Source organism: Paenibacillus oryziterrae (assembly GCF_042610485.1).
Classification (GTDB): Bacteria; Bacillota; Bacilli; order Paenibacillales; family Paenibacillaceae; genus Paenibacillus_AQ.
This window is the reverse complement of the sequence record NZ_JBGJZO010000024.1, coordinates 1-19,596: the sequence shown is the minus strand read 5'-3', so window position 1 is coordinate 19,596 and position 19,596 is coordinate 1. Positions and strand designations below refer to the sequence as shown.

Sequence of the window (19,596 nt, the reverse complement as noted above, 5' to 3'; positions counted from 1 at the left end):
AATATATCCTGGGCTTTCCAGGAATCACTTCATTGTCTGCGCCAATCCTCAAGCTTGCTTCGCACTTCAGGCGGCAGTTTATCTTCCAGCGCATGGCGAGAGGAACTGCGGCTCTTAGGCTGGATAGCCTTCTTGACCTCCCGCTGATTTTCATCGATCTCCAGCCGCAGCTCTCTAGCCGAAAGACGAAGTGCTCCTTGGGCAAAAATAACATTTTGTTCGACGGAGTCACTGGTTGCCACATACACTTTTCTCCGGCGGTGACTCAGTTCTCCGACAAGCCGTTCAATACACTCATCCGCAATTTCTTTCTCTTTGGTGAAATATACCTGAACCTTCCCCTGAACGAATGCCCGCCCCAGTCCGGGAACACGATAGGCATCAAAGACTGCAATAACGCGCAGCCCAGAATATGCCTGATAATCCGCCAGCATATCAAGCAACCGATCTCGTGCTTCATTCATACTGGAATGCGATAGCTCTGCCAGGTCAGGCCAGCCCCCAATCATGTTGTACCCATCCACTAGCAGCACGTCGCGCCAGTCGGACATGCCTAGCCCTGACGCCGGCGGCGCAGCACTTCATACATAATGACACCTGCTGCTACGGAGGCATTCAGTGAGTTAATTCTGCCTTGCATCGGCAGCTTAAGCAGAATATCGCATTTTTCACGGATCAATCGGCCCATCCCTTTATTTTCATTACCGATGACTACGGCTACCGGACCCGTGAAGATATCCGAACCATACAAGTCCTGATTAGTATCTACATCAGTGCCGACCACCCATATTCCCATCTCTTTAAGCCGGTCAATCGTCTGGCCCAGGTTGGTTACTCTGGCAACCGGAACATATTCAACAGCACCGGCAGAGGTTTTGGAAACTGTGGCGGTGATTTGGGCGGAGCGCCGTTTAGGAATAATAACCCCGTGAACACCGGTGCAATCAGCCGTCCGCAGAATGGAGCCGAGATTGTGCGGATCCTCAATTTCATCCAGCAGGATAAGAAATGGAGATTCCCCTTTAGCAGCCGCAGCTTCAAGCATGTCACTGATCTCTGCGTAAGCATACGGTGCTGCTTGAGCAACTACACCCTGATGCTGGACTCCAGGAGCCAATTGTTCAAGTTTACGCTTGTCCACATGTTGAATGACAATTCCGGCTTTTTTTGCTTCTGCAACAATAGGGGCAGTTAAATGCTTCTGCGCCGTCTCGGCAATCCAAATTTTATTGATAGTGCGTCCTGCACGTAGTGCCTCAAGCACGGAGTGTTTACCGGCCAATGTCTCTTCTTCAGTCTTAATATCTTCTTCCATTTTCTTTTCCTCCTGATTTCTTGCTTTATTTCTGTTCCTTATTCATAAATTGTATTCCGCTCTCTACCAGTTGACGGATCCGCTCCTGCTGTCCGGTATAATATAGATAACCGATCAAGCATTCAAAAGCAGTTGCATGACGGTATTCCAAGACATTGGCATTTTTCGGGACACTGCCTGATTTGGCATTTCGCCCTTGGCGGGCGACTTCTTGCTCTTCCTCTGTCAGCTCAGACTCCAGATAATGAAGAATCGCGCTTTGGGCCTTGGCGGATACGAAACCCGTTGCCGAGCGGTGCAAATGATTAGGGCGAAGATTGGGTAAGGAAATCAGATATTGCCTTACCGCTACTTCGTAAATCGCATCACCAATATAGGCAAGCACAATCGGAGAGATCAGTTTGACCGGTTTGGATGGTACATACGGAAACCATTCAGCACCGGCTTTAAATTCTTCTTCGCTCATTTACGGCGCCACCGCATTCCCTGCGGGGTGTCCTCAAGCAGAATGCCCATTGCCCCGAGTTCATCCCTGATTTCATCCGAGCGGCTCCAGTTCTTATTCTTGCGAGCCTCTGCCCGTTCGGCGATCAGCCGTTCTACTTCCTCGTCCGCCGCTTCCTCGTTCTCTTCGGATGTCAGCCGGAGTACACCATTCATTTCGGCAAAAGCATCAAGCAGTGCCGCCAGATCCGCAGGATTCACTTCTTCTTCAGCAAGCAGCAGATTAGCCGCACTCACCCAGTCAAATACGGCAGTGATAGCGTCAGGAGTATTGAAGTCATCCTGCATTTTTTGATGAAAATGAAGCAGAATAGCTGCGAGCTTCTCCTGTACAGGAACGCTTACTTCTCCAACAGACGCTTGCCCATGAAGTTCCAGACGGTGTTTAACATTAGCAGCAGCCGTTACGATGCGCTCCACACTTTTCTCAGCGGATGCCATAGCATCCAGTGTATAATTCAGCGGATTGCGGTAATGAGTGGAGAGCATGAAATAACGGATAGTTCCAGCCTTGAACCGCTGGCGGATATCTTTGACCAAAAGACCGTTGCCGAGTGATTTCGACATTTTTTCATCGCCGATATTAATAAATCCGTTATGCATCCAGTAATTGGACAGCGGTTTGCCGGTTAAAGCTTCCGTCTGAGCGCATTCGCACTCATGGTGCGGGAACTGCAGGTCCTGACCGCCTCCATGAATATCAATGGTATCTCCAAGGAACTCACGCGCCATCGCGGAGCATTCGATATGCCAGCCCGGACGTCCCTCTCCCCAAGGACTTTGCCAGCTTATTTCCCCCGGCTTCGCAGCTTTCCAGAGAACAAAGTCCTCCGGCTTTTCTTTGCGTGAGTCCACTTCTACGCGAATACCGAATTGCAGCTCCTCCAAATTCTGCCGTGAAAGCTTGCCGTATTCTTTAAATCGGGACGTCCGGTAAAAGACATCGCCTCCGCTTTCATAGGCATATCCTTTATCCACCAATTCTGAAATGAACTCGATAATCAAATCCATACTTTCCGTTACTCTTGGATTCATGGTGGCAGGTTTCACACCCAGACCTTCAATATCTTCATAGTAAGCGGCAATAAAAGTCTTCGCGACTTCAGCAACCGTTGTATTCATTTCCTCTGCTTTGCGGATCAGCTTATCATCCACATCCGTGAAGTTAGTAATAAAATTCACTTCATTACCGATCTGCTCCAAATAAGCGCGAACCAGATCAAAGACTATAACAGGCCGGGCATTACCTATATGCATATAACCGTAAACGGTCGGACCGCAGACGTACATTTTCACCTTCCCGGCTTCCTGAGGTTCAAAAATCTCCTTGCTTCGTGTCATTGTATTGTAGATTTGTAAAGCCATGCTGTTCCCAATCCTTTCTGTTCTTTCGGAATTCCGCCGAATGTTATATTAAATTTCATAATCTCCGATATACTGCTGGGTTTCAAGCCGCCGTTGTTCTGCTCTCTGTTTGTCTTCGGCTCCCATCTTATCGCGGAGTTCCTCGATTTCCTTTTGCAGAAAGCGGAGCGAATCGACAAAAGGATCGGGCAGCTTCGCATGATCAAGGCGATCGGATACCCGCTCGCCGTTACGCTTAACTACACGTCCCGGATTACCCACCACCGTACTGTTATTCGGCACTTCGCGCAGAACCACGGAATTGGATCCTATATTGGAATTATCACCAATCCGGAAGGAACCAAGCACCTTTGCACCGGAGCCGATAACCACATTATTGCCAACTGTCGGATGACGTTTGCCTTTTTCTTTCCCCGTCCCCCCTAGAGTAACCCCTTGGTAAATGATAACATCATCACCGATTTCACAGGTCTCTCCAATGACAACACCCATACCATGGTCAATGAAAAGACGTTGACCAATTGTCGCTCCAGGGTGGATTTCGATACCCGTCATAAACCGGCTTACTTGCGAAATAATTCTCGCCAGGGTGAACCAGTTATGTTTATACAGAAGATGCGCCAGCCGATGAGCCCAGATTGCATGAAGCCCGGCGTAGGTAAAGACAACCTCAAACCAGCTGCGAGCCGCGGGATCATTGTCAAAGATAGCCCGAATGTCCGACCTAATATTCTTAAACATCAAGTTTCTCCTCTCTCAAAAGAAACTGCCGCGCCGTTCTTACAGGTACGGCATCCGGTTCTCGTAGAAATATAAGGCGAGTCTAAAGAGTGAAGCATATAAATTCTTATATTCTGAGAAAAACTCCAATCGTAGCCTTACCGAAGATGTTGTCCAATCGTTCATCTGCCATTGTTCTCTAGAGATATTGAGTAGTTCAATAAAAAACGCCCCTGCAGCATAATGCTGCAGAGACGTATAACCGCGGTCCCACTCTGCTTGAACGATAAACTTCTGAGTCTGCGTAAATGCAAAACACAGAATATCTTCGTCCCTCTTGGCGTCTTTAACGGCAACGTGCCCGGCACGATCTAACGGATCTTCAAGCGAAAATCTGCTCAACCGTGCAGCTCACAGGCGCATTTTCCGTGTCAGACAAATGAATAACTTCCAGCCTGGAAGGAAGAAACATCCTTCTCTCGGTTATTCTCTCTGGTATTTATCCTAATGCACGTACTTCTCCTGATCACAGCTGTTCCTGTATTCTTCTATCTTAGCGAAAAGCTAAGGTACTGACAAGAGGTCTCCGATGCACAAACTGCAAATCTAAGCCCCTTTAATTTGTGATTTCAATCGTTCGATCACACGGCTGCGGCCCAAAAGTGCAATCGTTATGTTAAGATCACGACCATGGGTTTGACCGGTAAGAGCCACTCGGATTGGCATAAACAACGCCTTTCCTTTATGCCCGGTTTCTTTTTGTACTTCTTTGATCAGAACCGCCATATTGGCTGCTGTGAATTCATCCGTTGCTTCAACCTTAGCCAGGAAAGCGGAAAGCACCTCAGGCACCTGGCTTTCTGCCAAAATTTGAGCCGCTTCTGCTTCCAGCTCCAGATGGCTGCGGAAAAACAATTCCGACAGTTCGACAATATTCGAAGCAGAGGTCATTTGCTCCTGATAAAGTGCAACAAGGCTCTCCGCCCACGTCTGCTCTTCTGCGTTCAGCTGTGCAGGCAATCTGCCCGCCTTCTGCAAATGAGGAATGGCCAGTGCTGCAACCCGTGCAGGATCTGCATTCTTAATATAATGATTGTTCAGGTGCGCGAGTTTGTTCGTATCAAACACTGCTGGGCTCTTTGATAGACGGTCGGAGGTGAATATAGAAATCAGCTCATCCTTGCTGAAGATCTCTTCTTCCCCTTCAGGAGACCAGCCAAGAAGCGAAATAAAGTTAAACATAGCCTCCGGCAGATAACCCAGTCCGTCATATTGCTCAATAAATTGAATAACGGATTCGTCCCGCTTGCTCAGCTTCTTGTGGTTCTCACCAACAATCAATGTCATATGCCCAAACAGCGGCGGCTCCCATTCATGTGCTTCGTAGATCATGAGCTGGCGCGGCGTATTGGAAATATGATCTTCCCCGCGAAGCACATGTGAAATCTTCATCAGGTGATCATCAACAGCTACCGCATAATTATATGTCGGTATACCGTCTTTCTTCACAATGACGAAATCGCCCATTTCTTTAGTCTGAAATGAGATTGTGCCTTTAACAATATCATTAAATGTATAAGTACGGTCTTCCGGCACACGGAAGCGGATGCTCGCAACCCGGCCTTCTTTCTCGTACGCCAAACGCTGCTCTTCCGTCAAATTACGGTGCTTACCGGAATAACGCGGCGTTTCACCGCGTGCAGTCTGTTCTTCCCGCTCAGCTTCGAGTTCTTCTTCAGTGCAGTAGCAGCGGTAAGCCAAGCCGCGGTCCAGCAGATCCTGCCAGTAGATACGGTACAGGTCAAGCCGCTCGGTCTGCCGGTAAGGGCCGTATTCACCGCCGACATCCACGCTCTCATCCCAATCCATACCCAGCCACTTCAAATATTTCAGCTGGCTTTCTTCTCCACCGGCGACATTGCGTTTAACGTCAGTGTCCTCGATCCGGATAATAAACTTCCCGCCTTGATTGCGGGCAAACAGATAGTTAAATAACGCCGTTCTAGCGTTTCCGATATGTAAATGTCCTGTAGGGCTTGGTGCATAGCGCACCCGGACTTCATCCGCCATTTCATTCCCTCCGCATCATGTGGTAAATAATACATTTGCATAGATCCATCTCAAGATGATATCACATCTTGAAGGAGACAGACAATAGATTGAGCGGCAATGCCCTCGCCACGTCCTGCAAAGCCAAGCTGCTCTGTTGTTGTAGCCTTAACATTAACCTTGGAAGTTTCCGCTCCCAATGCCCGGGCGATAATCTCTGTCATTGCCGGAATATACGGTGCCATTTTCGGCTTTTGAGCGATAATGGTAGAATCGATATTACCCAGCTGGTATCCGCGCTCGCGGGCCAGTCCCCATACATGCTCGAGTAACTTCAGACTATCAGCATCTTTGAAGGCCGGATCCGTATCAGGAAAATGTCTTCCAATATCCCCTAGCCCCAGTGCACCCAATATGGCATCACTGATTGCGTGAAGTAGCACATCTGCATCAGAATGGCCCAGTAGCCCCTTTTCATAAGGAATGTTAACCCCGCCAATGATACACGGCCTTCCTTCTACAAGCTGGTGTACGTCAAAACCTTGTCCTACTGCGATCATGATTGTCCCTCTCCCCTGATTGTTCCTGTAAATTCAGCAAAATCCAAATCCTCTGGTGTGGTTATCTTAATATTACTGTAGTTTCCCTCCACTACAGATACTGCGATCCCGGCTCGCTCCGCCAGGCTGGAGTCATCCGTTCCGACAAAGCCGTCCCGCGCTGCCAATTCATAGGCATCCTTTAATTCAGAAAGACGAAAAGTCTGCGGGGTTTGAATCGCCCACAGACTTCGCCGGTCCGGCGTTGACACTACTTGTCCATTGCCGTCCACCTGCTTAATAGTATCCTTCACGGGTACTGCCAGAACTGAAGCCCCGACTTGAACAGCGCGCTCGTAGCATGCCTTGATCTCCTCTGGGCGGACAAACGGGCGTACGCCGTCATGAACCATTACCCATTCTGTTCCTAGCCTCAGCAGTCCTTGATATACGGAATACTGACGCTCGGTTCCCCCCGGAACAACAGCGGTTACCTTGTCCAGCTTATAATGCTCAATCCAGTCACGGCAGCGCTGCACATCTTCTGCCCCGGTTACCAAAACCACTTCAGAAATCATCTCATGCCGCTGAAAAACTTCAAGCGTATGTACCACAATCGGCTTATCCTTAAGCAGCAGGTACTGCTTGCTTTCAGCGGTTCCCATCCGCGTTCCTCTGCCTGCCGCCACTATGACGACACCAACACTGTTTGACATGACTTTAGGCTCCTGACTTTCACTTATACCCTTATCATAACGTGTTCGGCAGGCATTTCCAACCCTTTAGGGGCAGGATACATAATGATCCCTAACTTACTGAGCTTTCTCCAGCAGCTTCGGCTTAGCAAATATCATGCGGCCTGCCGAGGTCTGCAGCACACTGGTAACAAGCACTTCCATGGTTGTACCGATAAATTCACGGCCGCCTTCCACTACAATCATTGTGCCGTCGTCCAGGTAAGCAACCCCTTGTCCGTGTTCTTTGCCGTCTTTGATCACCTGAACGATAATTTCTTCTCCGGGCAGAACTACCGGCTTCACCGCGTTGGCTAAGTCGTTGATATTCAGTACCGAAACGCCCTGAAGCTCACATACTTTATTGAGATTGAAATCATTCGTAACGACCTTGCCGCGCAGGACCTTCGCGAGCTTCACCAGCTTGCTGTCCACTTCAGAGATTTCCTCGAAGTCCCCTTCATAGATTAGCACTTTTACGTCCAGTTCTTTCTGAATCTTGTTTAGAATATCCAGCCCTCGCCGCCCGCGGTTGCGCTTAAGCAGATCAGATGAATCGGCAATATGCTGGAGCTCCTCAAGTACAAACTCCGGAATTACAATCGTACCTTCTATAAACCCTGTCTTGCAAATATCGGCAATACGTCCGTCGATAATGACGCTGGTATCCAATATCTTATGTTCCTCGAGACCGCGGCCTTCCGGTTCCTGTGATGACCCCCAGCGTCCTGTCGTCCAGAGTGCTGCAAGTTCTTCCTTCTTCTCCAAACCGACACGCAACCCCACATATCCGAACACTATGGTTGCCGCTACCTGAAGCAGTTGTCCTACTTTTCCCATCCACATCATAGCCGGGTACAGAAGGAGCGAAAGCAACAGCCCTCCCGTCAGACCAGCTGCTCCTGCAGCCAATTCATTCATCGGTATGCGTGATGCCAGCAAGACAGCCTCCCGAAGCTTTGCCCCTCCCCATTCCGCGCACAAAGTTCCCACTAACAAAAAAATAATGGCACCAAGCACCGCAAACACAATGCTTCCATCCACCGGCAGACCTGCCGCCAGTCTTCCCATACCTGTGGGGAATCCTTTTATTGCACTATGGTATAACGTAAAGCCGGACCATCCCCCGCATAAGCCGGTAAAAGACAAGATCCCTTTTTTCCACATCGTTTACGCACCTCCCTTTATCTTAAAGCAAAATTCTCTACTCCTCCCCAGTATGTTCCAATTTTTAGGACGATAATCGCAGCACACTTATTTTTTCTGTAGTGAAAAGGCGGAACATCGGGTGAAGTGATTCCAGAACTGTCTTTACCTGTTGAAAAGGGGAGGTGGAGTGGCATATAATGAACTCAATTATAATCCCAGGGGTGAATGGATATGAGCGCACCGAGTTTACAGGCTTTTCAGGATCAAGTTTCCGAACTGCTGCTCCGTCACCGCAGTCTTCTGGATGTACTGTCTAAGAATGGACAGAGCAGCGCTTCCGTCAACCGTGCTGTCGTCAAAGCCGTTACTGAATGCGGTTGTATCGAACTTCATGCTTCGAAACAGGTTTTTGAGCCTGGGAATACGCTTGAAGAGGCAAAGGAATCCGCAGGTACCCATGTGCAGGGCACGTTATGCGAGAATTGCCGCGAGGTCATTGGTTCCGAGCTTGGCCGTGAACTGTTCTATATGTCCGCTTTGTGTAATCTGCTTGAGATCAATATGGACGAGGTTGTGGTGAAGGAATCACAGAAATGCGCCACGCTCGGGCTCTTTAATCTATCGTAAAATCCAGGGTACCCGCTTCTCATCCCATTCTGCCCCGGCTAAAATCGAAAAAAAGGCTTTGCATCCCACAAAGGGAAGCAAAGCCTTTTACGTTATAAAGTGATGATTAACCATTCTTCGAATGAAACTCTTCGGAACGTCTTCTCCGGCGGTGACGGCGTCTGGCTGTCAGCCTGTCGAAATTCTGTTTCAACCCATAAAGCGCATAAAGCGACAGCAGAACAAAGATCAGCTTGGCAATCTGCTCAGGAAAAACAACCGCAACCGCAACTGCTACAACGATGACAACAGGTGCGCCTACAACCGCCTTTTTAGGCAAGCCTATCTTTTTAAAATTTGGATATTTAACCGTGCTGACCATTAAGTAAGATAAGAGCAGTGTAGCTATGATCATAAATGGAGCGGAAACATCATTATGAAACAGCGCCAAAGTGGCTAGAACGCCGCCGGCAGCCGGTATCGGCAAGCCGATGAAATATCCCGGAATTCCCGGACGGACATTGAAACGTGCCAAGCGCAGTGCACCGAATACAGGGAAAATCGCAGTGACAGACCAGGCAAGTGCTGAGTTCAAGTCTTGCAGGCTCGTTACATACATAATAATGGCTGGTGCTGCGCCAAAAGAAATCACATCAGATAATGAATCCAGCTCTTTCCCGAATTCACTTTCCACTTTAAGCGCCCGGGCAACCCTTCCATCCAACCCGTCAAGAAGCATTGCAATAATAACCATAATAGCGGCCATGCTGACCTTACCATCAAACGCCATCATGATTCCAAACATTCCAAGCATCAGATTACCTATGGTAAAAAGACTCGGAATAAATTTTGTTATCATTTCGTCACCTCTATAATTTCATTGGGCCTAAACGTCTCCAACATTACGTGATTGTATGTTATTTACATTTGTCTGTCAATAAGAACTTGCTTCTGCAGACGTTTTAATCCATCCTGAATGCTGCGTGCACGCAACTCTCCAATTCCATCCACTTCATCCAGCTCTGCGATACTCGCCGTCATCAGGTTAGGAAGCATTTCGAAACGCTCGACCAGATTGTGAATAATTACATTTGGCAGCCTTGGGATTTTGTTCAGTAGACGGTAACCACGCGGAGTCACCGCTTCCTCAGCTTCAATGGATGTAGACGAATAGCCAAGCAGACGGGCAATATGGTTATCATCCATAAGCTCATCATCACTCGTCTTTTTGAGTCCGGAGATAATCTCACGGATTCTGTCTTCCTCCTCTTCTCTGGCATAGTCTCTGTAAAGGAGCCATGCTTCTTCCTCTGTATTTCCCACCAGTTCTTCCATTTGCATGCTGATCAGCCGGCCTTCGTTCCCCAGTTCATTAATATAACGTTTGATTTCCATTTTAATCCGCAGTACCATTTCCACCCGCTGGATCACGCCAACCACCTCAGGTACCGTTACTGCTCCCTCGTACTCGGAAGCGGACAAATTGGTTAACCCTTGAGTAAGAACCGCTTTATACTTCTCCAGGGTTTGAATCGCCTGATTGGCTTTTGCCAAGATCGCCCCGATTTCTTTAAGCGCGTAGCGGATAGAGCCTTGATACAGGGTGATAATATTCCGGCGCTGTGAGATGGAGACGACTAGCTTCCCCGTTTGTTTCGCTACTCGTTCCGCCGTCCGATGGCGTATTCCCGTTTCAATCGATGAAATCGAGGAATCTGGAATCAGCTGTGTATTGGCATACAGTATTCTTTTCAGATCCTCACTCAGAATAATGGCCCCGTCCATTTTGGCCAGTTCATATAAATAGTTGGGCGAGAAATCGCAGTTAATGGAGAATCCTCCATCGACTACTTCCATGACTTCCGGACTATATCCGACAACAATCAACGCTCCAGTCTTAGCACGCAGCACATTCTCTAGACCTTCCCTGAAGGGTGTTCCCGGCGCGGCCAACCTAAGCAGATCATTCATATTGTCCAGTTGGTTGTATTCCTTCATTTGTTTTGAGCCCCCTAATCTAACGCGACCGATAATGCATCTGCAACAGTACTGATTCCGATAATCTGTATATCCTGCGGATGCTTCCAGCCTTTCAGGCTTTTCTCAGGCATGATGACCCGCTTAAATCCAAGCTTTGCTGCCTCTTTAACCCGCATTTCCGCACGCGAGACTCCGCGCACCTCTCCGGTAAGGCCAACTTCTCCAAAGAAAACATCAAAGGGTTTGGTTGGGATATCCCGAAAGCTGGAAGCAATGCTGATCGCTACCGCCAGATCAATGGCCGGCTCATCCAGCTTTACGCCCCCAGCCACATTGACATAAGCATCCTGATTCTGCAGAAACATTCCCATCCGTTTCTCAAGCACAGCAATGATTAAAGCCATCCGCTGATGATCCATACCCGTACACATCCGGCGCGGTGATGGAAAATGCGTAGAAGCCACAAGCGCCTGCAGTTCTACAAGCACAGGCCGTGTTCCTTCTATACTAGCGACAACCGTTGAGCCAGCAACCCCCAGCGGACGCTCCGAGAGAAACAGCTCCGACGGATTCTCTACTTCATTCAGGCCAACTTCACCCATTTCAAAAATTCCGATCTCATTAGTTGAACCAAAACGGTTCTTAACAGCCCGGAGCAACCGGTAGGTATGATGTCGTTCCCCTTCAAAATAAAGCACACAGTCGACCATATGCTCCAGCATCCGGGGTCCGGCGATTGCTCCTTCTTTAGTGACATGTCCGACCAAGACTGTCGCAATACCGCGTACTTTGGCAATGCGCATAAACCTAGTGGTACATTCCCGGACCTGAGCCACACTGCCCGGCGCACTCGTTACCTCCGGCATATATACCGTCTGGATGGAGTCGATAACCAGAAACTGCGGGTTAATGTGCTCAATCGCCTCCTCGATGCTCTCCATATTGGTCTCGCACAAGACGAACAGTTCTGCTGACAGGGCTCCGAGGCGATCCGCACGAAGCTTGGTCTGCCGCACCGATTCTTCCCCCGATATATAAAGCACCCGCAAGCCTTGAGTAGTCAATGCATGCGAGGTCTGAAGCAACAGTGTTGATTTGCCGATCCCGGGGTCTCCCCCGACCAGAACCAGCGATCCGGGAACAATACCTCCACCGAGCACTCGGTTAAGCTCGCCGATGCCAGTCAGAATGCGTGGTTCCTTGTCGCTTTCTATGTTTATGATGGATTGTGCCTTTTCTTTACTATGAAAAATAGGTGCGTTCATTCCTTGGGTTTTAACAACGCTTTCCGTTTCTTCTACCATGGAATTCCAGGCCTGACATCCCGGGCATTTCCCAAGCCATTTTGGAGATTCATACCCGCACTCGTTACACTGAAATTTTGTTTTTACTTTAGCCATAGGTTCTCCTTACAACATTATTCCACAAATTCCGTTGCTGTATGAAATCAAACTTTAAATTTCAGACATTTTCTCTTAATCAAAGTTTACCATTTATGAACCTGCAGCGAAAGGTTATTGTCTTCAAAAGAGAACATATATTTGCTTATATGTAAGTTGAACTTAAGACTTTACCATTTTGACGAGTTCGCAACTACGGTGAGTTTTTGGACTTCCACTCCTCCAATTCCAAAAATCGCCTTCGTTTACACCTAAAAATCCCCTGGTCATGTGACCAGGGGATTGGGGTATTAGCAGCTTATTCCGTTTCAGGCAGTGCTTCCTTTTCCAAAGCAACGGCTTCCACTTTGTTCACGGCAAGCTCACCATTGACTTCGTCAATATTAAGCGTGTCGCCCTTCTCAATGTTGCCTCTCAGCAGCTCTTCAGAAAGTCTGTCCTCGATGTGCTTTTGGATGGCCCGGCGAAGCGGGCGCGCACCAAATGCAGGATCATAACCTTCCTTCGCCAGGAAGGCCTTCGCTTTGTCCGTAAGCACAAAATCTACATCATATTCACGTAGACGCTTGCGGAGCTCCTCTGACATCAAGGTTACGATTTCGGCGATATGTTTCTCTTCCAGGGAATGGAAGACAATGATTTCATCAATACGGTTCAGGAACTCAGGACGGAAGCTCTTCTTCAGTTCTTCCATAACCTTGCCCTTCATATTGCTGTAATCAGCACCCGCATCCTGTACTGCAGTGAAGCCCAGTGTCGAATTCTTGCGGATAGCCTGTGCTCCGACATTGGATGTCAGGATGATCAGTGTGTTACGGAAATCGACTACCCGGCCTTTGGAGTCCGTAAGGCGTCCATCCTCAAGCACTTGAAGCAGAATATTGAACACTTCAGGGTGAGCCTTCTCAATTTCATCCAACAGCACTACGGAATAAGGTTTGCGGCGGACCTTCTCGGTCAGCTGGCCGCCTTCCTCATAACCAACATATCCAGGAGGCGCTCCGACCAAACGGGAGGTCGAATGTTTCTCCATGTACTCGGACATGTCGATGCGGATTACAGCATTCTCGTCTCCAAACATGGCTTCTGCAAGCGCGCGGGCTAATTCTGTCTTACCGACACCCGTAGGTCCAAGGAAAATGAAAGAGCCCATAGGACGTTTCGGATCCTTCAGACCGGCACGTGCCCGGCGGAGTGCCCGGCTGACAGCTTTAACAGCTTCGTCCTGCCCGATAACACGTTCATGCAGCAAGGCTTCCATGTTCAGAAGGCGGTCGGTCTCTTCCTGCTTCAGCTGGCTGACAGGAATACCAGTCCAGCTGGCTACTACCTGCGCGATATCCTCAGGAGTAACTTCGGAATCCGTCCGGCCTTGTTTTTCTTTCCACTGGTTTTTAGTGGTGTCCAGCTCTTCACGGATTTTTTGCTCCGTATCACGAAGAGCTGCCGCTTTCTCAAACTCCTGGCTTTGCACAGCGGAATCCTTTTCCTTGCGGATATCATCCAGGCGTGCTTCCAATTCCTTAAGATTCGGCGGAATGGTGTAAGAGTTCAGTCTTACCTTTGAACCGGCTTCATCAATAAGGTCGATGGCTTTATCTGGCAGGAAACGATCTGGAATATAGCGGTCAGACAGCTTCACAGCTTGTTCAATGGCATCATCAGTAATTTTTACACGGTGATGAGCTTCGTAACGGTCCCGCAGCCCGAAGAGGATTTGTATAGCTTCCTCTGGAGAAGGCTGATCCACACGGATGGGCTGGAACCGGCGTTCCAAGGCTGCATCCTTCTCAATATATTTACGGTATTCATCGAGTGTCGTTGCCCCGATGCACTGCAATTCTCCACGGGCCAGAGCCGGTTTAAGGATATTGGAGGCATCAATTGCACCTTCTGCACCGCCTGCTCCGATCAAGGTATGCAGCTCATCAATGAAGAGAACGATGTTACCCGCCTGGCGGATCTCATCCATGATCTTCTTGAGGCGATCCTCAAACTCACCACGGTATTTGGTACCGGCTACTACCGAACCCATATCAAGTGTCATAACGCGTTTATCACGTAAGGTTTCGGGAATTTCATTGTTTATAATTCTTTGTGCTAGTCCTTCAGCTATGGCTGTTTTACCAACCCCTGGTTCACCGATCAGTACCGGATTGTTCTTGGTACGGCGGCTAAGCACTTGAATAACACGCTCAATTTCTTTGCTGCGACCAATGACAGGGTCCAGATGGCCTTCTTTGGCATACGCCGTCAAATCTCTTGCCAGACCATCCAGTGTTGGTGTGCTGACATTAACCGGCGCACCGCTGTGGCTGGATACGGAATCATTGCTTCCCAGAAGCTGTAGAACCTGTTGGCGAGCCTTATTCAAGCTGATACCCAGGTTATTGAGCACGCGGGCTGCAACGCCTTCTCCTTCACGGATCAGACCGAGCAGAATATGTTCTGTACCGACGTAAGTATGACCGAGCTTACGGGCTTCGTCCATAGACAGCTCTATGACTTTTTTGGCGCGAGGAGTATAGGCAATATTGGTAGGCTGCTCTTGGCCACGGCCAATGAGCTGTTCCACTTCATCTTGTATTTTCTCAAGACCCAGTCCCAGACCAATCAAAGCTTTGGCGGCAATGCCGTCTCCTTCACGGATCAGTCCTAGCAAAATATGTTCTGTACCAATATTGTTATGTCCCAAACGTACGGCTTCTTCCTGCGCCAGCGCCAGCACTTTTTGTGCGCGTTCCGTAAATCTCCCAAACATCATATCTCCTGCACCTCCATGAATAATTATCTATAATTAATTTTTGGTTCCCAAAGTTTCCCGAAGCAGCTTCGCCCGGTACATATCTCTTTCGGTTGAGTTCATTTCATCGCCGAACATCTTCTGCAAGAACCCTGGCTGTGTCTTAACATTCAATTCATTCAATACAGAGATGGAAGGCCCCTCCAAAATCCCAAGATCAACACCGAGGCGAATATCGGATAGGCGTTGTGCAGATTCTTTGAGCTCCAATACGGCCGCATATGACAAAATACCATAAGAGCGCATCACGCGATCCGTTATACGCAGTGCGGACTCGGCAAGGAGCCGTTCGCGCGCATGGCGTTCATGCTCAATAATCTGCATAACCACACTTTGAAGATTATCAATGATTTCGCCTTCCGTCTGCCCCAGCGTAATCTGGTTGGAGATCTGAAAGATATTTCCGACCGCCTCGCTGCCTTCGCCGTAGATTCCTCTTACAGTTAAGCCCACCTGATTCACCGCTGATAAAATCCGATTGATCTGATGGCTCATCACCAGCGCCGGCAAATGCATCATTACCGAAGCCCGAAGACCTGTACCCACATTGGTGGGACAACTCGTCAGATATCCTCTTCTGTCATCAAAGGCATAATTGACAGTTGCTTCAAAAATATCGTCGATGGCTGTGGCACGTTCCCATGCCGACTGTACCTGAAAACCGGGGAATAAACATTGTATTCGCAAATGATCTTCTTCGTTAATCATAATGCTGACGGATTCATCTTCATTCAGGATTACGGCTCCGCCTTTGGAATCATTGACCAGACTCGGACTGATGAGATGTTTCTCTACCAGTACTTTTTTATCCAGTTCATCCAATTCATCCAGCCTTAATAATTGAAATGTTCCGTATTCCGTCGCCTCTTCCCCCTTAAATACAGGAGCGAGCTGCTCCAGTACCTCCTCTGACTGCTTCACAGAAGCGATCAATGGAAAAGGAATGTGTTGTAAATTACGGGCGATCCGAACACGGCTGCTGATGACAATCTCCGAATGACTGCCACCGCTGCGCATCCATTCACTGAGTGCTTGTTCGGTAAACCGAAGATTTGGCATGACGTGTCCCCCTGTATCAAAGACTTTACTCTTGTGTCATTTCTTTTTCAAGTCGGCGTATTTGATCCCGCAGCTCTGCAGCTTTTTCGAACTCTTCCTGCAGAATGCTGATACCTAGCTCCTGCTTCATTTCGTCAATCTGGCGTTTATATGCAATTTGCGCTCCGACACGTTTAGGAATTTTCCCAACATGCAGAGTGCTGCCATGTACCCGCTTGAAAAGAGGATCCAGGCCATTGTTGAAATATTTATAACAAGAACTGCAGCCAAAACGCCCAAGCTTACTGAATTGTGAGTAGGTCATGCCGCAATCCTCGCAGGTTTGAGTCTGAACTGTTCTGGAAGCCGCTGATTTCTCCTTGCCCGGTCCTTCGAGATCCAGCAGACCTGACAACAAGCTGTGTATGGAAAAACCTCCTGCTGTTCCAGGAATCAACTCACCCTTTTCTCGGGCACAGCTCTCACAAATATGAAATTCTGTCTTCTCCCCATTCACAATTTTGGTGAAATGGAGTGTTGCCTGTTTCACACCGCATTCCTGACAAAGCATAGTGCGGAGTCCCTCCCTTGTCATGGGCAATTATTTGCCGAGTAAAGATATGATCATCGCCTTCATAAGATTCGCACGGATCTCATCCCGATATGGAAGCTTCAGGGTCAGGCAATCCCGGGAAACTGCAGCCCTCAGCATACATGCCTCCCGATCACTGAGAAAACAAGCCTCTTCCAACTGATAAATTAGCCCCTCAGCTGTACTTTGATCAATTTCACTACCAATCGTGTGATTGAGATGTGCATGCAGTGCCACATTCTGAGGCAGTTCAAAGCGTTGAATCCGGATATAACCTCCGCCACCACGTTTACTTTGCACTAAATAGCCCTTTTCCAAAGTGAAGCGCGTGCTGATCACATAATTGATCTGAGAAGGTACACAGGAGAACTGGTCCGCCAGATCATTGCGCTGAATTTCCACCATACCTTCAGGACTTTCATGCAAAATATTCTTCAGATATTGTTCGATAATATCAGAGATATTACGCATCACTCATCCTCCAGTGTTGTAAGCTTGAAATTGCACCGGTTAGACACCTGTTCCGCTTAGTGTGACCACATCCAAATACTTAACATACTTGTAATCCTAAAGCAGTGGGTACAGATGTTGACCGTTCAATTACAGCTTGCGTTGACTTTGACTTTCTTTGACTTTTTTCATATTATAACATATTTTTTGTTAATTCCAAGAGCCTGCAATTTTTTTTTCAATCTAATACTTATTGTATCCAAAACTTACTCCCTTTCCACTCCGCTATAAAAGGTAAAATAAAGAGTTCTTCCCGCATAAACGAAAAGAACCCTCAATAATCCTTAAAAGAAATCCAGCAAAGCCGTATTTGCGCGTGGAACGGCTCTTTCAAGCCATTCGGCGGCTGAAGGGGTACCACTAAGTTTACCGTAGCGATACAACTCTTCAGGGCGCTTATATCCCATTAGAAGCACGGTTAGCGACCCGATATCACAATTTATATCCGCAGTTATCTGAGAAGGCTGCATCTGTATCAAAGAAGCACGGCCTTCTTCATTTATTGTGCATTCCCACAATCCGGAATTCCATGGTGCATGATCGTCTTTAATTTCCAAGTTGATCTTACCCGAAACGCCTCTGACAAAAATAAACGCCTCAACAAACGCTTTCACATTCACAATTCGTGCCATGAAATACGGGTAGTTCTCTTGAGGAATACGCGGATCAGGCAGTAAATAGGGAAGGATATCATCTGAAGGGACCATCTTAAGTGCTACTCCTGTAACCATTGAATCATGATTGCAAAAGAAACTCCATAGTCCCTGACGGGCCTGCTCATTCCGGAACACAAACTCATCAATGACTAGTTCTTTTTTGTCGATCCGATACAGCGCATACCCCTCCGGTTCTCCAGTTATTGAATAATAGACCGCATGAAGACCTTCTTCATCCAGCACTGAACGTTCCCACCATTCCCGGGTACGCTCAAGCGTTCCGTTATATTGGGCTGCAAATTCCGCATATAGACTGTTTAGAATTTCAATATCGTTTACATTCCGCTTAACAGTACCTGAGACTTCTTTCTTCAGCGGAAGTTTAGCCACTGGAATCGTATATTTTTTGTATTCACAATAAATCTCCCAGCCATATTTCCGGTAAAAAGGAATCGAAAAGGGATGCAGGAAAGAGAGCAGCTGGCCGGACTCATTCATTGTCTGCAGCGCATGACTTAGCAACTTGGTGACATGGCCCTGTCTACGGTTCTCAGGCCACGTTGCTACTCCCGCGATTCCTCCCATAGAGACGGAGTTCCCCTGTATGTACACACGAAGTGGAAGCAAGGTCAGCTTCGCTGCTAATTCTCCCTCATCAAAAACACCCCATACCCGTTCAGGTTTGAACCGGCTTAGCGCCTGTTCCCGGTCTGCGCCGGAGACTCTATATTGGAATGCATATTCGGACAGCGTCATACTTTCTTCAAATTCCGTGACCTTCAGTCGCCTTATCTCCATGATAAACCTCCTAACAGCCTTATTTATTCCTAATTGTATGGATGCTGTAGTCAATACGCAAGTAATGGCTTATTTCTATGTAGACTATCAGCTCGAAATGTTATCAACAGGCATCTTCGCCACAATATCATTTAAGTCGTAAAAGATAACTTATTTAAGATAATTACTAACATAACCTTATGAAGTATCCACATCCCTGATGAGCTATACACACCTAATGGTGGACTACTCTATAAATACATGCTTTATCCCCACAAAGCCTTGCTGTATCAGTATTCCCAGAATATTTGAAGCTCGGAAAATTGTACACATGTGAGTAAGTTTTCTGAAGTTTTCTGCAAACTATCCACAAGTTTTCCACAGGTGTGGACGCAAAAAAGCCACTGCTGAGTGATCAACAGTGGTTCTTCGTGCTTGGCGGCGTCCTACTCTCCCAGGACCCTTCGGTCCAAGTACCATCGGCGCTGGAGGTCTTAACGGTCGTGTTCGGGATGGGTACGCNTGCTTGGCGGCGTCCTACTCTCCCAGGACCCTTCGGTCCAAGTACCATCGGCGCTGGAGGTCTTAACGGTCGTGTTCGGGATGGGTACGCGTGGAACCCCTCCGCCATCGCCACCAGACAGGTTTTTTCCGGTCGTATCACTTCCCGAATTCCTTCAGGAAAATAACCAACTCTAGAAAAGACATACAGCTTAGATTCAGGAATTTGACTCCCTGAAAACTGGATCCGAAACGATCTTTGCGATTTAATGTTAGGATAAGCCCTCGACCGATTAGTATTGGTCAGCTCCATGCATTGCTGCACTTCCACCTCCAACCTATCTACCTCGTCGTCTTC

The 19,596-nt window shown here is 48.0% G+C and carries 19 protein-coding genes and 2 rRNA genes; 1 reads left to right on the top strand and 20 read right to left on the bottom strand.

Features of this window, described 5'->3' with window-relative positions; genetic code table 11:
- Positions 1-29: 29 nt before the first annotated feature.
- From ACAN55_RS19705 to ACAN55_RS19660, 10 genes are all read right to left on the bottom strand, one after another.
- On the bottom strand, positions 30-551 hold the full coding sequence (locus ACAN55_RS19705; protein WP_379136801.1) for an NYN domain-containing protein: 522 nt from the start codon (positions 549-551) through the stop codon (positions 30-32).
- Positions 552-553: 2 nt separating this feature from the next.
- Complete coding sequence (rlmB, locus tag ACAN55_RS19700; protein ID WP_379136798.1) at positions 554-1,315, bottom strand: 23S rRNA (guanosine(2251)-2'-O)-methyltransferase RlmB; 762 nt, start codon at positions 1,313-1,315, stop codon at positions 554-556.
- 25 nt (positions 1,316-1,340) lie between these two features.
- On the bottom strand, positions 1,341-1,781 hold the full coding sequence (locus ACAN55_RS19695; protein ID WP_379136795.1) for a Mini-ribonuclease 3: 441 nt from the start codon (positions 1,779-1,781) through the stop codon (positions 1,341-1,343).
- Positions 1,778-3,184, bottom strand: coding sequence for a cysteine--tRNA ligase (gene cysS, locus ACAN55_RS19690; protein WP_379136793.1), 1,407 nt, complete (start codon positions 3,182-3,184; stop codon positions 1,778-1,780). Before cysS ends, ACAN55_RS19695 begins: the two co-directional genes overlap by 4 nt.
- Positions 3,185-3,232: 48 nt before the next feature.
- Positions 3,233-3,925, bottom strand: coding sequence for a serine O-acetyltransferase (gene cysE / locus ACAN55_RS19685; protein ID WP_379136791.1), 693 nt, complete (start codon positions 3,923-3,925; stop codon positions 3,233-3,235).
- Between the two features lie 39 nt (positions 3,926-3,964).
- The gene (locus ACAN55_RS19680; protein WP_379136788.1) at positions 3,965-4,306 is read right to left on the bottom strand and encodes a hypothetical protein; all 342 of its coding nucleotides are present in this window, start codon (positions 4,304-4,306) and stop codon (positions 3,965-3,967) included.
- 204 nt (positions 4,307-4,510) lie between these two features.
- Positions 4,511-5,974 carry a glutamate--tRNA ligase gene (gene gltX, locus ACAN55_RS19675; protein WP_379136786.1) on the bottom strand — a complete coding sequence of 488 codons (1,464 nt, stop codon included), beginning with the start codon at positions 5,972-5,974 and terminating at the stop codon, positions 4,511-4,513.
- Between the two features lie 50 nt (positions 5,975-6,024).
- On the bottom strand, positions 6,025-6,513 hold the full coding sequence (gene ispF, locus ACAN55_RS19670; RefSeq protein WP_379136783.1) for a 2-C-methyl-D-erythritol 2,4-cyclodiphosphate synthase: 489 nt from the start codon (positions 6,511-6,513) through the stop codon (positions 6,025-6,027).
- Positions 6,510-7,208, bottom strand: a complete 699-nt coding sequence (ispD, locus tag ACAN55_RS19665; RefSeq protein ID WP_379136780.1) for a 2-C-methyl-D-erythritol 4-phosphate cytidylyltransferase — start codon at positions 7,206-7,208, stop codon at positions 6,510-6,512. The genes ispF and ispD overlap by 4 nt, the downstream gene beginning before the upstream one ends.
- A gap of 96 nt (positions 7,209-7,304) precedes the next feature.
- Positions 7,305-8,393: a PIN/TRAM domain-containing protein gene (locus ACAN55_RS19660; protein WP_379136778.1), complete on the bottom strand. Its 1,089-nt coding sequence runs from the start codon at positions 8,391-8,393 to the stop codon at positions 7,305-7,307.
- A 213-nt stretch (positions 8,394-8,606) separates the two neighbouring features.
- Here ACAN55_RS19660 and ACAN55_RS19655 point away from each other — a divergent pair, with 213 nt between their 5' ends.
- Complete coding sequence (locus tag ACAN55_RS19655) at positions 8,607-9,002, top strand: nucleoside triphosphate pyrophosphohydrolase family protein (RefSeq protein WP_379136775.1); 396 nt, start codon at positions 8,607-8,609, stop codon at positions 9,000-9,002.
- A 106-nt stretch (positions 9,003-9,108) separates the two neighbouring features.
- On the opposite strand, the gene pssA is transcribed toward ACAN55_RS19655, so the two are convergent.
- The 10 genes from pssA to ACAN55_RS19605 form a co-directional block, all read right to left on the bottom strand.
- Entirely contained in the window at positions 9,109-9,840 is a 732-nt protein-coding gene (pssA, locus tag ACAN55_RS19650) for a CDP-diacylglycerol--serine O-phosphatidyltransferase (RefSeq protein ID WP_379136772.1), read from the bottom strand.
- 62 nt (positions 9,841-9,902) lie between these two features.
- Positions 9,903-10,979, bottom strand: a complete 1,077-nt coding sequence (disA, locus tag ACAN55_RS19645) for a DNA integrity scanning diadenylate cyclase DisA (RefSeq protein WP_379136769.1) — start codon at positions 10,977-10,979, stop codon at positions 9,903-9,905.
- A 14-nt stretch (positions 10,980-10,993) separates the two neighbouring features.
- Entirely contained in the window at positions 10,994-12,361 is a 1,368-nt protein-coding gene (radA, locus tag ACAN55_RS19640; RefSeq protein ID WP_379136765.1) for a DNA repair protein RadA, read from the bottom strand.
- Positions 12,362-12,659: 298 nt separating this feature from the next.
- Positions 12,660-15,125, bottom strand: coding sequence for an ATP-dependent protease ATP-binding subunit ClpC (gene clpC, locus ACAN55_RS19635; RefSeq protein WP_379136762.1), 2,466 nt, complete (start codon positions 15,123-15,125; stop codon positions 12,660-12,662).
- A gap of 33 nt (positions 15,126-15,158) precedes the next feature.
- Positions 15,159-16,223 carry a protein-arginine kinase McsB gene (mcsB, locus tag ACAN55_RS19630; protein ID WP_379136759.1) on the bottom strand — a complete coding sequence of 355 codons (1,065 nt, stop codon included), beginning with the start codon at positions 16,221-16,223 and terminating at the stop codon, positions 15,159-15,161.
- A gap of 25 nt (positions 16,224-16,248) precedes the next feature.
- Positions 16,249-16,773, bottom strand: a complete 525-nt coding sequence (gene mcsA, locus ACAN55_RS19625) for a protein-arginine kinase activator protein McsA (RefSeq protein ID WP_379136962.1) — start codon at positions 16,771-16,773, stop codon at positions 16,249-16,251.
- A 30-nt stretch (positions 16,774-16,803) separates the two neighbouring features.
- Positions 16,804-17,265 (bottom strand): CtsR family transcriptional regulator, encoded by a 462-nt coding sequence (locus ACAN55_RS19620; RefSeq protein WP_379136756.1) that lies wholly within the window; start codon positions 17,263-17,265, stop codon positions 16,804-16,806.
- 323 nt (positions 17,266-17,588) lie between these two features.
- Positions 17,589-18,758, bottom strand: coding sequence for a GNAT family N-acetyltransferase (locus ACAN55_RS19615; protein ID WP_379136753.1), 1,170 nt, complete (start codon positions 18,756-18,758; stop codon positions 17,589-17,591).
- 503 nt (positions 18,759-19,261) lie between these two features.
- A 5S ribosomal RNA gene (gene rrf / locus ACAN55_RS19610) occupies positions 19,262-19,378 on the bottom strand.
- A gap of 133 nt (positions 19,379-19,511) precedes the next feature.
- Positions 19,512-19,596 (bottom strand): 23S ribosomal RNA (locus ACAN55_RS19605); the annotation flags it as partial.